At 69.3% G+C, this 14,031-nt stretch carries 13 protein-coding genes; 10 read left to right on the forward strand and 3 right to left on the reverse strand.

Going from position 1 to position 14,031, the window contains the following annotated elements; all coding sequences use genetic code 11:
• Positions 1–16: 16 nt before the first annotated feature.
• The 3 genes from ABZT47_RS12200 (at position 17) to ABZT47_RS12210 (ending at position 2,729) form a co-directional block, all read left to right on the forward strand.
• The gene (locus ABZT47_RS12200; protein WP_354839525.1) at positions 17–643 is read left to right on the forward strand and encodes a TetR/AcrR family transcriptional regulator; all 627 of its coding nucleotides are present in this window, start codon (positions 17–19) and stop codon (positions 641–643) included.
• A 342-nt stretch (positions 644–985) separates the two neighbouring features.
• A complete protein-coding gene (locus tag ABZT47_RS12205; protein ID WP_354839528.1) occupies positions 986–1,564 on the forward strand; it encodes a carbonic anhydrase in 579 nt (192 codons plus the stop codon).
• A gap of 160 nt (positions 1,565–1,724) precedes the next feature.
• Positions 1,725–2,729 carry a helix-turn-helix domain-containing protein gene (locus ABZT47_RS12210; protein WP_354839531.1) on the forward strand — a complete coding sequence of 335 codons (1,005 nt, stop codon included), beginning with the start codon at positions 1,725–1,727 and terminating at the stop codon, positions 2,727–2,729.
• A 261-nt stretch (positions 2,730–2,990) separates the two neighbouring features.
• On the opposite strand, the gene ABZT47_RS12215 is transcribed toward ABZT47_RS12210, so the two are convergent.
• The gene (locus ABZT47_RS12215) at positions 2,991–3,641 is read right to left on the reverse strand and encodes an NAD(P)H-binding protein (RefSeq protein ID WP_354839534.1); all 651 of its coding nucleotides are present in this window, start codon (positions 3,639–3,641) and stop codon (positions 2,991–2,993) included.
• Between the two features lie 399 nt (positions 3,642–4,040).
• On the opposite strand from ABZT47_RS12215, the gene ABZT47_RS12220 reads away from it, so the two are divergent.
• Both ABZT47_RS12220 and ABZT47_RS12225 read left to right on the forward strand, forming a co-directional pair.
• Complete coding sequence (locus ABZT47_RS12220) at positions 4,041–4,958, forward strand: helix-turn-helix domain-containing protein (protein WP_354839537.1); 918 nt, start codon at positions 4,041–4,043, stop codon at positions 4,956–4,958.
• A gap of 250 nt (positions 4,959–5,208) precedes the next feature.
• The gene (locus tag ABZT47_RS12225; protein WP_354839540.1) at positions 5,209–5,796 is read left to right on the forward strand and encodes an HD domain-containing protein; all 588 of its coding nucleotides are present in this window, start codon (positions 5,209–5,211) and stop codon (positions 5,794–5,796) included.
• Between the two features lie 125 nt (positions 5,797–5,921).
• Here the strand turns inward: ABZT47_RS12225 and ABZT47_RS12230 are convergent, their stop codons facing one another.
• A complete protein-coding gene (locus ABZT47_RS12230; RefSeq protein ID WP_354839542.1) occupies positions 5,922–7,697 on the reverse strand; it encodes a hypothetical protein in 1,776 nt (591 codons plus the stop codon).
• Positions 7,698–7,933: 236 nt separating this feature from the next.
• Here ABZT47_RS12230 and ABZT47_RS12235 point away from each other — a divergent pair, with 236 nt between their 5' ends.
• Both ABZT47_RS12235 and ABZT47_RS12240 read left to right on the forward strand, forming a co-directional pair.
• Entirely contained in the window at positions 7,934–8,578 is a 645-nt protein-coding gene (locus ABZT47_RS12235) for an ATP-binding protein (RefSeq protein WP_354839545.1), read from the forward strand.
• Between the two features lie 191 nt (positions 8,579–8,769).
• Complete coding sequence (locus ABZT47_RS12240) at positions 8,770–9,351, forward strand: hypothetical protein (protein ID WP_354839548.1); 582 nt, start codon at positions 8,770–8,772, stop codon at positions 9,349–9,351.
• Between the two features lie 365 nt (positions 9,352–9,716).
• Here ABZT47_RS12240 and ABZT47_RS12245 read toward each other — a convergent pair whose 3' ends face one another.
• Positions 9,717–10,676 (reverse strand): MerR family transcriptional regulator, encoded by a 960-nt coding sequence (locus ABZT47_RS12245; protein ID WP_354839550.1) that lies wholly within the window; start codon positions 10,674–10,676, stop codon positions 9,717–9,719.
• A gap of 511 nt (positions 10,677–11,187) precedes the next feature.
• Here ABZT47_RS12245 and ABZT47_RS12250 point away from each other — a divergent pair.
• Genes ABZT47_RS12250 through ABZT47_RS12260 form a run of 3 tightly spaced genes read left to right on the forward strand, consistent with a single transcriptional unit; the run spans position 11,188 to position 13,958 of the window.
• Positions 11,188–12,411: a radical SAM protein gene (locus ABZT47_RS12250; RefSeq protein WP_354839553.1), complete on the forward strand. Its 1,224-nt coding sequence runs from the start codon at positions 11,188–11,190 to the stop codon at positions 12,409–12,411.
• Positions 12,412–12,456: 45 nt separating this feature from the next.
• Positions 12,457–12,753: a uracil-DNA glycosylase family protein gene (locus tag ABZT47_RS12255; RefSeq protein WP_354839556.1), complete on the forward strand. Its 297-nt coding sequence runs from the start codon at positions 12,457–12,459 to the stop codon at positions 12,751–12,753.
• An 11-nt stretch (positions 12,754–12,764) separates the two neighbouring features.
• The gene (locus tag ABZT47_RS12260) at positions 12,765–13,958 is read left to right on the forward strand and encodes a histidine kinase (protein ID WP_354839559.1); all 1,194 of its coding nucleotides are present in this window, start codon (positions 12,765–12,767) and stop codon (positions 13,956–13,958) included.
• Positions 13,959–14,031: the final 73 nt, after the last annotated feature.

The following is a 14,031-nucleotide window of genomic DNA, read 5'->3' on the forward strand; positions in this document are numbered from 1 at the left end:
CCGGTACCATGGTGACATGAGCACTGCCAGGGAAGCGCCGGCCCAGAAGCTGACCGCCAAGGGCCTGGCCACCCGCGAACGCATCGTGCAGGCGGCCGCCGGACTGTTCTACGAACAGGGTGCGCAGAACACCAACAACGAGCAGATCCGCGCGGCCGCCGGAGTCAGCGGCTCGCAGTTGACGCGCCATTTCCCCATCAAGGAGTCCCTCGTGCGCGCGGCGCTCGCCTGGCAGGCCGACACCATCGTCGCCCGCCACCAGGCGCCCGAACTGGGCGAGCTGGACAGCTTCGCCGCACTGCGCCGGTGGGCCGACTCCTCCATCGCCTCGCAGGACATGGTGCGCGGCGGGTGCATATTCGGCTCCCTGGCCGCCGAGGTTGTCAAAACGGAGCCCGCCCACCGGGACGCGGTGGCGGACGGCTTCCAGCGGTGGCAGGAGCTGTTCAAGCGCGGCCTGAGCAAGATGCGCGAACGCGGCGAACTGCGGCCGGAGGCCGACCCGGCCGCACTCGCGCACCTGCTCACCGCCGCGTTCCAGGGCGGAGCACTGCTGGACCAGGCGGCCGGCGAGTCCGCACCCCTGCGTGACGCGCTGTACGGAGCCCTGGCCTACGTCGAGTCGTTCGCCGCGGAACGCTGATCGCGCCGCGGGGTGTCGTCCCCTTCTCTCCCCATGGTCCGTTGATCACGCCACGCTCCATGGATGTGACCAGCGGATGGCAGGATTCGAGGTATTCGTGTCATTGCCGCCATTCGGCTGTCCACTTAGAGTCGGAAGCGAGCCGATGACAGCGCATTCGCGGTCTCCTGGCCGTCGCCGGCCACCGCCGTGCGTCCGGACGACCGCCATATCCGGCACCAGGCGCTTCATTGGCCGACCCGCACAACGATCCCGGCCCTCACGTGCGGCGGCATCTTCAGGGATCCCCCTCCCTGAAGGGCCTGGCAGGTTCCCATCGAACAGTCGTCAAGTGAGGAAAAGATGGATCTCAGCGAGTACGAATTCCGCAGCCAGCCGTGGTTCGATCAGGAGCATTTCCAGGGATTCAACGAGGCGATCCCCATGAAGACCATGGTCGTTCACTGCTTCGACCCGCGAGCGGCGGACATCCCCGACGCGGTCGCCGAGCACTTCGGGGACGAGGTCTTCCCGGGCGAGAACGTCCTCGACGAGAACGGCAACCGGGTCGGCCATACACGCACGCTGTTCTCTCTGGCGAACGCCGGTGGGCGTGCGGTCGACGCGCTGCAGGCGGTCGCGACCATGGACTACCTGTTCCACTTCACGACCGTCGTCGTGGTGCACCACTCGTTCTGCGGTGCGACGGCGTTCCGGCCGGACCAGCTCATCAACCGGTACCGCGACGAGCACAACGTGGACATCTCTGACGCTTTCCGCCGGGATGCCCTGACCATTCCGCACTTCGACGAGTCGATCAAGTACGACCTCGCCCTGCTCCGGAGCCACCCCGCCGTGCCGAAGTCCACCAAGCTCTTCGGGTTCTTCTACGAGATGAACACCGGCGAACTCATCGAGATCGCGCGGGACGTGCCCGCGTAAGCTTCCCGTCCTGCCCTGCGGTGATCGCCACCTGGCCTCGGCCGGCGTGCGCAGGGACCCTTCCGAGGCCCCGCGGTTCCGTCGTCCTGCCGGGCGGCGGCCGGGCGCGGCATGAGCGTGCTCATCGTGGACGGTGCGAAGCCATGGCATAAAATGCAGTATGCCCTCAGAAACGGCCACGGCTGCGGTCGGAGACATCCGGAAGATCGTCGTGGTCGCCTACGACGGCGCGAAGCTCATGGACATCGCCGGCCCGCTGCAAGCGTTCAGCGAGGCGAACTTCCTGGACGGCCCTCCCGCCTACGATGTCGTCCTCGCCTCTACGGACGGCAGAGCCGTCACCACCGACACGGGCGTGCGGCTGGAGACCACACGGCTGGACGATGCCGTCCTCCACGGAGTCGACACCCTGCTGGTGTCGGGCAGCGACTTGAGACTGCCGCCGGCCTCTACGGCCGCACTGCGTTCCTGCCTGGCCGAGCACCTCGCCCAGCCGCGCCGGCTCGGCTCCATCTGCACCGGAGCGTTCGTTCTCGCCGAACTCGGCGTGCTCGACGGGCGGGAAGCGACCACACACTGGGCGTTCTGCCGCCGACTTGAGCGCGAGCACCCCACCGTCAGCGTGGACCCCGACGCGCTCTTCGTCACTTCGGGCCGGATCTGGACGTCAGCCGGTGTGTCCGCGGGAATCGACATGGTGCTGGCGATGATCGAGAACGACCTCGGCCGCGAAACGGCCCTCAATATCGCGCGCTCGATGGTCCTCTTCCTCAAGAGGCCCGGCGGGCAGTCCCAGTTCAGCATCGAACTGCGACAGCAGATGCAGGACGTACGGGGCCGGTTCGACGACTTGCACGACTGGATCCGCGCGAACCTCGACACCGATCTGTCCGTTCAGGCACTCGCCGACGCCGCCCACATGAGCCCCCGGAACTTCGCTCGCGTCTATGTCCGCGAAACCGGGGAGAGCCCGGCACGGGCCGTCGAAAAACTCCGGCTCGAAGCCGCAAGGCGCCTTCTTGAGGCGACGCGTGATCCCGTGCGTCTCGTCGCAAGGCGAACAGGTTTCGGTGACGACGAGCGAATGCGACGCGCGTTCGTCAAAGCCCTGGGCGTGTCTCCTCAGGACTACCGCAGCCGGTTCGGGCAGGTCCGCCAGGACTGACTTCCCGACTTGGACCATCCGACAACTCCCTTCCGGGGATGGTCCTGTCCGAACGCCCAGGAATCCGCCCATCGCCCTGCCCATTCCCTCGGGGTCTGCGAGTGGCGTGTGGAGCGATGGCCTCCCGGCCCTTGTCGACATCCCCGGGCCGCAGCGCCAAGACCGTTCAGTACGGCGGCGGCGAGATCGGCGCCGCCCCTCTCGAACAGGCCCGCCACTCCCCATGGGGAGTGGCGGGCCAGACGCCTGTGCGCCTGTCGGTCAGTAGCCGACGGCGAAGCGCCGCCGGCGGTGGCCGGGCCGCTCGATCTCGTCGAGGAGGGCGACCGCGTAGTCCTCCACGGAGATGGCGCTGTTGCCGTCGCCGTCGATGACGAGGTCGTCCAGGGCGGTGCGGTAGTCGCCGGTGCGGGTGCCGGGCTCGATCATGGCCGCGGGGCTGATGCTGGTCCAGTCGACGTCTGTGACGGTCCGGTAGTAGTCGAGGGCGTCGCCGTGGGCGTGCATGATCTGCAGCAGGAAGTCGGGCAGGCCCGGGGCGTCCCACACCTGCTTGCCGTCGGGAGTGCGCAGGGAGCCGGCGCCGCCGACGGTGATCAGGCGGGGTGCCTGCTCGCCGAGGATCCGCAGTCCTTCGGTGAGGGCGACGGCGGCAGGCTTGATGGTGGCGATGTGGCCGGGGCCGTCACCGCCGCCGACAGCGCTGACGACGACGTCCTGGCCCTTCGCGGCGGCGACGACCGAATGGGTGTCGAGGACGTCGCCGGTGGTGACGGTCAGGTTCGCGTGGCGTTCGGTGACCTTGGCGCGGTCGCGGACGACGGCGGTGACGGTGTGGCCGCGGCCGAGGGCCTCGCGGACGATGGCGGAGCCGATGGTGCCGTTGGCGCCGAAGACGGCGATGTTCGTCATTGCGGTGGTTTCCTTCGTGATCTGTCGTGATCTGTTGTGGTGGTTCCGTGGGTGGTCAGGCGGAGGTGGGAGCCAGGTGCCGGTCGAGGGCCTCGGTGAGCCGGTTCCAGGGCGCGTCCGGGAGCCTGGCGGCTCAGCGCGACCAGGCCGGTGGCGGCGCCGGTGGAGTCCGGCACCACCCCCGCAGCGCAGGGCCCAGGCCGCGGCATCAGCCGCGGTAGGCGTCGAACCCGTACGTCGGACGGACACGGTCTGCCGTTCGGGTATCCCGACATTTGGTAGAAGTCGGTCATCGATATCGGCCGGGAGCCGCGCCGTTCTTGCCATCACGTATGCTCTCGGCCGATTTCAAACGTAGGAGCCGCGAAAGGTGCCGCCCAGGTACGGTGAGGTCTCGTCGTGGTGAAAAACGGACACGAAGCGATCCCGGAGATCCAGTACGTCCCGTCGGAGGCCGGCGCGGTCGGTGTCGAGGTGATGACGATCGCCGAGCTGCGCCGTCGCATGCATCGCCACGGCGAGGCGGAAGGCGCGCGGGACGCCGAGGGAGCCGGCCGCGCACAGCGCCCGGACTTCCACCTGCTCCTCACGGTGGAACAGGGGCTGCTGTGGCACATGGTCGACTTCACCGACCACGCCGTCACCGACGGCACCTGGCTGTGGGTCCGCTCCGCCCAGGTACAGCGTTTCGGCGACCTCAGCGCGTCGACCGGCACTCTGGTGTTGTTCCGGCCCGACTTCCTCGACCCCGCCACCGCCACCGACGTCCGCCTCGACGACCCCTTCGGACGCACCCTGTGGCAGATCACCGCAGAGGACGCCCCAGCCCTGCGCCGGGCCCTCGACCACCTCGCGCACGAATACGGCACCACGCGCGTGCCGGCGCCCACCCGCTCCGCCATCCTCCAGCGACTGCTCGCCGTGCTTCTGCTGCGCCTGACCCACTCGGCCGCACCCGCGGGCACCCCGCCGGCCGAGCACACGGAAACCTTCCAGCGCTTCCGCGCCGCCGTCGAGACCAACTTCACCTGGGCCCGCGACGTCGGCCACTACGCGCGCGTCCTCGGGTACTCGCCGCGCACCTTGACCCGGGCCGCGCTCGCCGCGGCCGGCGTCGGCGCCAAGGAGTTCATCGACCGTCGGGTCGTGCTGGAGGCCAAACGCCTCCTCGCCCATGGCGACGAACCCGTCGCGAGCATCGGGGTGCGCCTCGGCTTCCTCGACACCAGCAACTTCGTCAAATACTTCGGCCAGCGCACCGGCACCACACCGGCCGCCTTCCGCAGCCGGTACCGCCCGGCCCGGACCGGGCGCTGAAGCCGCCGGACGTACCTTCCCGCACGCCGGCGGACGCGGTGCCGTGCCGCGGGGTGTCGTCCATCAAGGACGAGGCGTGGTGCGGCCCTGGACGCGATCACTCACATCTCACTGAGCATCGCCGGCGCACCGGGCAGGACGAGGACCACCACGTGGTGCTGATCGGTTCGTCGAAGCCGTGGCCCGATCCTGGCGATGGACGGCACTCAGGCCGCTTCTCGTTGTCGCGCCGCGCTCATACGGTCGGGGCATGAACGACATGCTCGCTCTTCCCACGGGGTCGCTGGCCGACGCGAGTCTCGCCCTTGTACAGAAGTCCGAGAGCACACCGATCGCCGACCACAGCATCCGCAGCTTCCTGTTCGCCCGCTTGCTGGCCGAGCAGGAGGGCTGTCTGAACGACGCGGCCTACGACGAGAACCTGCTCTTCGCCGCCTGCGCGATGCACGATTTGGGGCTGGGCACCCTCGCCACCGGCCAGGCCCGCTTCGAAGTGGAAGGCGCCGATCTGGCGGCATCCGTGCTGACCGAGCACGGCATCGCCGCGGCGGACGTCGACCGGGTGTGGGAAGCGATCGCCCTGCACTCCTCCCTGGGCATCGCCGACCGGCGCGGACTACTGACCTACCTGACCCACAAAGGTGTCTTCACCGATGCCGGCCACTTCACCGACCTTGGCGTCTCGGTGCTCCAGCCGATTCACGCGGCATACCCCCGGCCCGCCGACCCGCGCTTCATACGGGACGCGATCGTCGAGCATGCCGCCCGCTCCCCGGCCGCGGCACCGCCGTACTCGATCGCGGCCTGGTACCTGCACCAGCGACAGACCGGAGAGTGACCTCTGTCCTGCCGCCCGTTCAACCGCTACCGCCGGTTCACCGGATGAGTCGTCATCTCGGCGCCGCCTGACGGGCGGCCTGCGGTCAGGAGAGCTCTTCCTCGACGCTGTTCACGCCGGGGAGCCTACCGACTGCACGCCTGACGCGGTCGACGGCTTGCGGACCGTCGAGGACCAGGTGGTACGACTCGGGAACGCGCCGGCACGCCCGCTCCCTCACCGGCCGCACGCGGCTCGAAAACCATACGGACAGCACGTTCCCGCAGCTCAGGGGCATACTTCCTCGGTGCTGCCATACTCCTCACCCTTCCAGGTATCTGAGGGGGAGGGATGCCTAGGGAGACGAGTTCCTCGTCTAGGGCGCGGACGTGTTTGTTGGTGGCCCAAGGTTCGAGGCGGGCGCGGGTTTGGCTGACGATGTCGGCGAGGCGTCCGGAACTGTGTCTGACGGTGATGCGTGCTGCCTGGCGGATCTTGTCCGTGGCGGTCGGTATCTCGCGCTTCTGAGTCAGGGCCTCGGCGTAGAACAGCAGGGTTTCCCCGCGCATCAGGGGACTGATCGCGGTTGCCGACAAGGCTTGCTGTGCCGAGTCGATTGCCTCATCGGGACGTTTCCAGGCGATCGCGCAATAGGCGGTGTGCCGTCGCACTCCGGTGGGCGTCCACCAGTAGAGGTAGGAGGGATCGGCCTCGGTCCTGGGGTGTTCCAGCAGTTGCCGTGATCGGGTAAGTGCGTGTTCGCTGTCCAGGACGTTGCCGTGCGCGGCCAGGATTCGCGCAAGGCTCACCGCGTGTACTGATCGGAGCAGGGTGCTCGGGCTTTGTTGTGCCCAGCCTTGGGCGGCGTAGATGTGGTCGAGGGCTGCGCCGGTGTGACCCAGGAAGCGGGACATGTTGGCCAGGCAGGTGTGGAGGTAGGCGATGAGGGTGGGGTCGCGGATCTGGTGGGCGGCGGTGAGGCCTTCTTGGTAGCGGCGGCGGGCTCCGGGGTGGTCGAGGAGGTCGTGGTGGAGCCAGCCGGCGAGTTGGCTGAGTTCGGCGTAGGCGCGGATGAGGCGGTCGCGCAGGCCGGGGACTAGTGACTCGCGGTGGAGCAGGTCGGCGACGAGGGTGCGCTGGCCCTCGACGACGGGCAGAACCTTGGCGGGGCCGAACTCGTCGTCCAGGCGGCGGCAGCGGGCGGTGAGCTTCTCGATCAGCTCCACGGTGGCGGCGTCGACCCGGGTGGAGGAACGGATCGCGGTGGCCAGGCGGTCCTTCTCCGGTGGGGACAGGTGGCGCAGCAGCGCCAGGGCGGGGGTGCCGCCGAGTGCGAGGGCGAGCTCGAACAGCAGATCGCGGCGCTTCACATCGGCCTCCTCGGCTGTGAGGGCACGCAGCAGCGCGGCGCAATCCTTGAAGCCGGGAACCGGGACCGCCGGGCGTGCCGCTTCCACTTCCTGACCCATGGTGACATGCCCCGAGATGGCGACGGGGGCGGCAGAGGGCCGTTGGGCGGTATGGGACGAACGGTGGTCGGTGCGGTCGATGAGGTCGCGGTCGCGGACGCTGTAGGAGGCGTAGACCCGGTCGCTGACCAGGCGGCGGGCGGCGGTCCGGTAGACGTGCGCGAACAGGGCGATGGTGCGGGCCGTCGGGCGCATTCCGCGCTGAGGCCAGTGCTCGAACTCGTACAGTCGTGACTCGCGCAGCGCGGCGGTGCCCGCTGGGTCGAGGTCGTTGTACCGCGCGGCGGCCTCGGCGGCGGTCAGCCCGTAGGCGTACCGGTACAGGCGCAACCGGCTGACGTCATAGCAGACCGAGAACAGGTCGGCGATCTGGTCGACGGTGTAGCCCATGGCGCGCAGTGCCTCGCCGCGACGCCGGCATTCCAGCAGGACGTGAACTCCCTCGCCCGACATGGCCGTCAGCCTCCCCGACTACGACTCGAACAGGTTCCCGGATCACAGAACTTATACGGAAAGTGTCTTGTTGACTACGGAGAATGAGGAAAGCCGGGGGATGTCGGTGGGTTCTGCCGGGTGGTGATCAGGCGAACACCTGTGTTCGCGCACGTCATCGGGCCTTTCGCCTGAAAGATCGCCGTGGAGGAAGGTGGGATCGGAGATGCGTGCTCGCTCGGCGATCGTTGTGGCTCGTGTCCACGAGAACCGACTCCAGCGACGAGGCGCCGCGCGTGGCCGCCGAAGACGTCGCGCCGCCCGGCCCGCCGTACGCCGGTCATCCCTCGCGCGCCGTGCCGGTTGACGAGGCCGCTGATTGGATCGCGCCGCCCGGCCTGTCGTACGCCGGTCACCCTTCACGCGCCGTGCCGGTCGACGAGGCCGTGCGGCTCGGCCCGGAGATTCTGGTCTGGCGGCGCGTCTTTCCGGGCGCGCTGGACCAGGCCGCGGAAGCCAGGCGCTTCACCCGGTTCCTGCTCGGCGGCACGCCGTTCGCCGACGATGCCGAACTGGTCGTCGGGGAGCTGGCCGGCAACGCCGTCCGCCACACCCGGAGCGGATCGCCGGAAGGCCACTTCACCGTGGAGATCGCGCTCGACTCGCCCCGCCGTCGACCGCTCGGCGCCTCCGTTAGAGCGGTGGGCGTCATGGTCACCGTCTACGACCTCGGCGGGGCCGGCGTCCCGGCGTTCGGCGACCATGGCCGGGCGGACATCGCTTGCGCGGAAGGCGGGCGTGGGCTGGCCATCGTGACCGCGCTGGCCGAACGCGCCGGCTTCCAGGGCGCCCCGGCGACCGGCCACAGAGTATGGGCCTACCTCGCCGCGCGCCGACCGTGATGGGTGCGGTCGCGAATCCGGGGGTCAAGCGCCTTGCGAGCTGACGCGATGACCGGCGCGACCTTCTCGGGCTTGAGTCTCAGGTAACCAGAGGCCCCAGGATCGGTGCTGCGAACGGCGAGCACTCGCTTGGAGCGCGTTCCCTCTCACCACCACGATCGAATCCGGCCCTCTTGGAAGAAGGATTTCTCATGTCCCGACAAGCGACACCGTCCGCTGAGGACGGCAAGCGCCTCGTCAACGGCTTCGTCGACGAGATCTTCGGCGATCTGGACGCCAACCCCGACTTCGTCGCCATGATGAGGTCGGCCGTCCCTGAGATGCCCGCCGAGCCGTCTCCCGCGCAACTGGAGGCCTACGCGGAACTGTCCGCCTTGATCCAGGACCCCGGCTTCAGGGCCGGTGTCCGCCGCATGGCCGAACATCAGGCGGCCGAAAGGGCGGACGGAGACCGGACCGGGCTCCACCATGAGGTGACCGACCTGGTCCGCGAGCGAGTCCAGAAGGCCCAGGCCGACGGCATCGAACCGGGCTCACCAGCGGCACGGCCGGTCCTGACGGAGATCATCGCCGGGTATACGACGACGTTCGGCCACCCCGACAGCACCGAGTACCGCCGCAAGCTGCTGACCCGCCTGGAGGTCGCGAACGACCCGCGCGCCGGGCGGTACTTCCATCTGCTGTCCACGATCAACGGCTGGCCGGCACCGCCGAGTCTCACGCCGGTGTTCGACTGGTTCATTCAGGCCCTTCGGCACCACCCCACCCCATAGGAGGATGGCCCCGGCGCGCCGAGTCACCCCGCCCTCCCACAACAGGGAGAGCGGGGTCCTTGCGCCGGCGGCGCCGAGACGGGTGGCGGCCATGTGAAAGAACCTGATGCGCTGTCCACGAACGTGCACCGGCTCAGGCGCCGTAACAGGCGCCGGCATCGCCGTACCACGACCCGCCGACCCGGCGCCGATCACCTCCAGTATGTGGCCTGGGGTGGGGAGCCGTGCCTGGTGGAGGCTTGTGGTGGCCGCGCTGGTGTGCCGCGCCAGGTGTTGGCCCTCTCCAGTATGTGGCCGGGGGGTGGGGAGCCGTGCCTGGTGTAGAAACCGACATGACTCACCCGACGGATCTCCGGCGCGGGACACTAGCGATCGGGTCGGATGCCGGTGGCCGCCTCGAGGGCGGTGAGGAACCAGCGGGCCGCGGGCACCGGGTCGGACTTGGAGGGACGGCCGTTGATCAAGGCCAGCAGACGCCAATACCGCGAGACCTGGGGGTCGGCCCCGATACGGACGCGTTCGGCGAGCCAGATCCGGAACTCGGCGTCATCCTCGCGCCGGTGGGCGGCGGCGAACGCGGCGACCAGTTCCTCCACGATGGCCTGGGCCGGTACAGAGGTCGGAGAGATCCCGTCGGCCATGGCCCCGCCGGCCAGCTCCGCGACGGTCCGCTCGACCTGTCGCCACCTCTCCGGGTCGCCCTGGTCGGCACCGGAGGAACGGTCGGCGGCATGTCGCTCGAACGCCCGGCGAACGCCATCCCGGAAGGAGGGGTCGCTGACGAGGTGCGCCAGTTCCAGCCATGCCTCGATCTGCTCGACCGTGGGGTCGTCCGGCAGGTCCGGCAGCATCGATCGCAGGTGCGCGGCGAAGCCGGGCTCCATGTCGAGCCCGCGAGTCGTCTCGCCTATGAGGTCGGTCACCGTCCGACGGCGCTGCTCGGCGGTCAGCCGGGCGAGCCGGTTGGCGCGCGCGATCCCGGCCGCGTCCGCACCATGAGTGGCGACCTGGCGCAGTACAGCCTGCCGTAGCCGCAAAGTCCGAATCTGGGTCTCCAGAGCCGCGACCTGCCGGTCGGCGACATCGGCCAGGCTCTGCGCATCCGTGAGCACCCGGGTGACCGTCGCGAGATCGACACCGAGATCACGGAGCGTCCGGACCAGTTCCAGCCGGCACAGCGCCGCGTCATCATAGAGACGGTATCCACCAGGTGACCGGCCCACCGGCGGCACCAATCCCTCATCGGAGTAGAAGCGAACCGTCGGCACCGACAGTCCGGTCAGCCGGGCCACCTCGCCGATCGTGTGAAGGCCGTCGTCGTTCACGCGGCCCGGCCCCGCTCATTGACCGGTACCGCCAGACCGGCCGGTACCGCATGAGCGGCCGGCACCCTATGACCGGCCGGCGCGGCATGGCCGGCCGGCCCTCGGACCAGCCGCTCAAGGAAGACGCCGACGCCGCCGCAGCACACGACCTGGGCCGACGACCGACATCGGGCACGCGCAGCGGCCATTGGCGACTCCCCAAGCCTAGGAACAGATGAAGGCGTGAACGACTATGCGGCCTCTCCTCACTTGAGACTCAACCAGGCGACGGCATCGGACGGCACCGGGGAGTCTGATGTTCATGCTGTCGGTTCGAGTGTGTCGTCTTCGGCGAGGATGCGGTTTCGCGGTGGTGGTGGTCGCAGGACTTCTCGCGCCATCGCCTCCCTCCCCAGCACGATAGGGTCGGAGTAGCTCGACACGCTGTAATCCGGCTCGACGGGCGAGCCGCTCATCGCGCTCCGGAGGGGCTCCCGGCCCGGCCGTCGAAAACATCCACGACGCGACAGGGTTGTCGAAGAGCACGGGCATCAAAAATCGTCTGTCGCCGTCGACGGTTGCGAAACAGCATGAGCGACTCAGAGGACGGCGCCTCATCTGGTTCGTCATCGGCGCATCCTTCGGGAACCGAAAGCGGAGGTTGAAAGACACCATGACTTCCCCGGAGAAGGAGCACACCCGCGGTGACGGGCCCGCGCCGATGCGGTGGGATCGCCAGCGCACGGACGCTGTGGACGACGCGGCACTGCCGGGGCTCGCCCGTCTGTCGACCTTGGTTCGCAGTGTGCGCAGCCCGGAATTCCAGGGGGTGACCTTCCACGAGATCTTGGCCAAGAGCGCGCTGAACAAGGTCCCCGACGACGCGCGGATGCTGCCGGGCGAATGGACCCTCAACCCCTACCGGGGCTGTTCGCACGCGTGCCGGTACTGCTTCGCCAGGCCCACCCACACCCGGCTCGCCCTCAACATGGCCGAAGACTTCGACCGCGAGATCATCGTGAAGGTCAACATCGTCGAGGTGCTCAAAGGTGAGCTGGCACGCAAGCGCAAACTGCCGCCGCGCGTCGCGTTCGGCACGAACACCGATGTGTACCAGCGTGCGGAAGGCCGCTACCGGCTGATGCCCGGCATTATTGGGGCACTCACCGCCGCGCGTGTGCCTTTCTCGATATTGACGAAAGGCACACTGATCCGCCAGGACCTGCCCCTGCTGGTCACGGCGAGCGCCGTGACCACGGTGCACCTGGGCATCTCGGTATCCCTGCCGGATGTCGAGTTGCAGCAGTCCGTTGAGCCGGGCACCGCCACCACCCGGGCTCGCCTGGACACCGTGCGGGCGATCCGTGAGGCGGGCCTCGACTGCACGGTCTTCCTCGCCCCGGTACTGCCCGGATTGAGCGACAGCTCCGCCCAACTGGAGGAGATGGTCCGGGCCGTGGCGCAGGCCGGCGCGACGGGCGTGCACTGGACACCGCTGTATCTCGCCTCGGGTGTGAAGGAGGTGTTCTTCGACTGGCTGCGCATCCATCACCCCGAACTCCTCGACACCTACACCACGCTGTACGCGAAGGGCTCAGAGGTCCTCCCGGACTACCGCAAGGACATGCGTGCCCGCCTGTTTCCTCTCTTGACCCGGTACGGGCTGCCGTTGCCGGATCAGGCGACCGAGGACAAGTTCGCCCTGCGCGGCCGACGCGGCCGGCCGGAACCGCCGCGACAGGCGACGCTGTTCTGATCACGCCGAACCCGGGCGGATAGGGACACCATGAGTGATCAAGAGATGGCGGACGTCCCCGCCGGAGGACTGGCTGACGTCCTCGCCGAGAAGCTGACCGTTGTCTTCGTCGGCATCAATCCCGCGCCGCTCTCCGTCGCGGCCGGGCACAGCTTCGCGACGCCGGGAAACCGGTTCTGGCCGGCCCTGTACGCCTCCGGCTGCGCCGTGCGACAGGAATGCCCGACCGATCCGCGCCAGAGGACGTTCGGCAGCGAGAGTGACGTGGGGGTGTGCCGTCCGGCGCAGGGGGAGGGCGGTCCGGCGATGGGTGGGTTATTGGGTGCCGGCAGGCCCGGGTAGGCTCCGGCGGCGTGGAACCGCTGCTCGCCGTGCCGGTGCTGCTGGCCCTCGTCGGGGTGCCGGCCGTGGTGCTGTGGCGGGTGCTGCGCGGCCGGCGCGAGCTCGGCACCAGCCCCGCCGAACGCGCCACCTTCGAAACCCTGCACACCGCCTCCCTGGCCGCTCCGCCGCTGCGGGCCGGGCTGACCGCCGCCGGGGCGCTCAAGGCGTCCCGCTACCTGCGTGAGCTGCTCGGCTCGCCGGGCATCGCCATCACCAACGGCGAGGAGCTGCTGGTCTACGACGGCGCGGGGGAGCACCACGCCAAGGACGCCTTCGCGCACGCCGCCGAGACCCTCCGTGACGGGCGCATCCAGGTGCTCGGCCCCGACGTCGTGTGGTGCCTGTCGCCGGAGTGCCCGGTCAGGTACGCCGTCGTGGTCCCGCTGACCACCGACGACCGGGTGGTCGGGTCCCTTGCCGCCTACGGTGACCACGCCAGCGCCGGGCTGGTCAGGGCCACCGGCGAGGTCGCCGCCTGGGTGGACTCCCAACTGGAGCTGGCCGAGCTGGACCGTTCGCGCACCCTGCTCATGGAGGCAGAGGTGCGGGCGCTGCGCGCGCAGATCTCCCCGCACTTCATCTACAACTCGCTGACCACCATCGCCTCGTTCGTGCGCACCGACCCCGAGCGGGCCAGGGAGCTGCTGCTGGACTTCGCCGACTTCACCCGCTACTCCTTCCGGCGGCACGGCGAGTTCACCACCCTGGCCGAGGAGCTGCGCTCGATCGACCGCTACCTCACCCTCGAACGGGCTCGCTTCGGCGACCAGCTCCGCGTCACGCTGCGCATCGCCCCGGAGGTGCTGCCGGTGGCGGTGCCGTTCCTGTGCCTGCAACCCCTGGTCGAGAACGCCCTGCGGCACGGCCTGGAGAGCAAGGACGGCGTCGGGCGCATCGCCATCACCGCCGAGGACGCCGGGGCCGAGTGCCTGATCAGCGTGGAGGACGACGGCATCGGCATGGACCCCGAGCGGCTGAGGCGCATCCTGTCCGGCGACCCCGACGAGCGGTCGGGCACCGGCGGCGTCGGGCTCGCCAACGTCGACGAGCGGCTGCGCCAGGTGTACGGCGACGAGTACGGACTGGTGGTCGAGACGGCCGTGGGCGCGGGGGCCAAGGTGAGCGTCCGCCTGCCCAAATACCGGCCGGGCGTCTCCGTATAGTTATCAGCGCCGGGCGTCTGACCCGTTGACTTCCCCTGCCCGATTCACCACCCTCTAGGGGGATGAGGAGCAA

The sequence above is a fragment of the Sphaerisporangium sp. NPDC005289 genome, assembly GCF_040607455.1.
Taxonomy (GTDB): domain Bacteria; phylum Actinomycetota; class Actinomycetes; order Streptosporangiales; family Streptosporangiaceae; genus Sphaerisporangium; species Sphaerisporangium rhizosphaerae.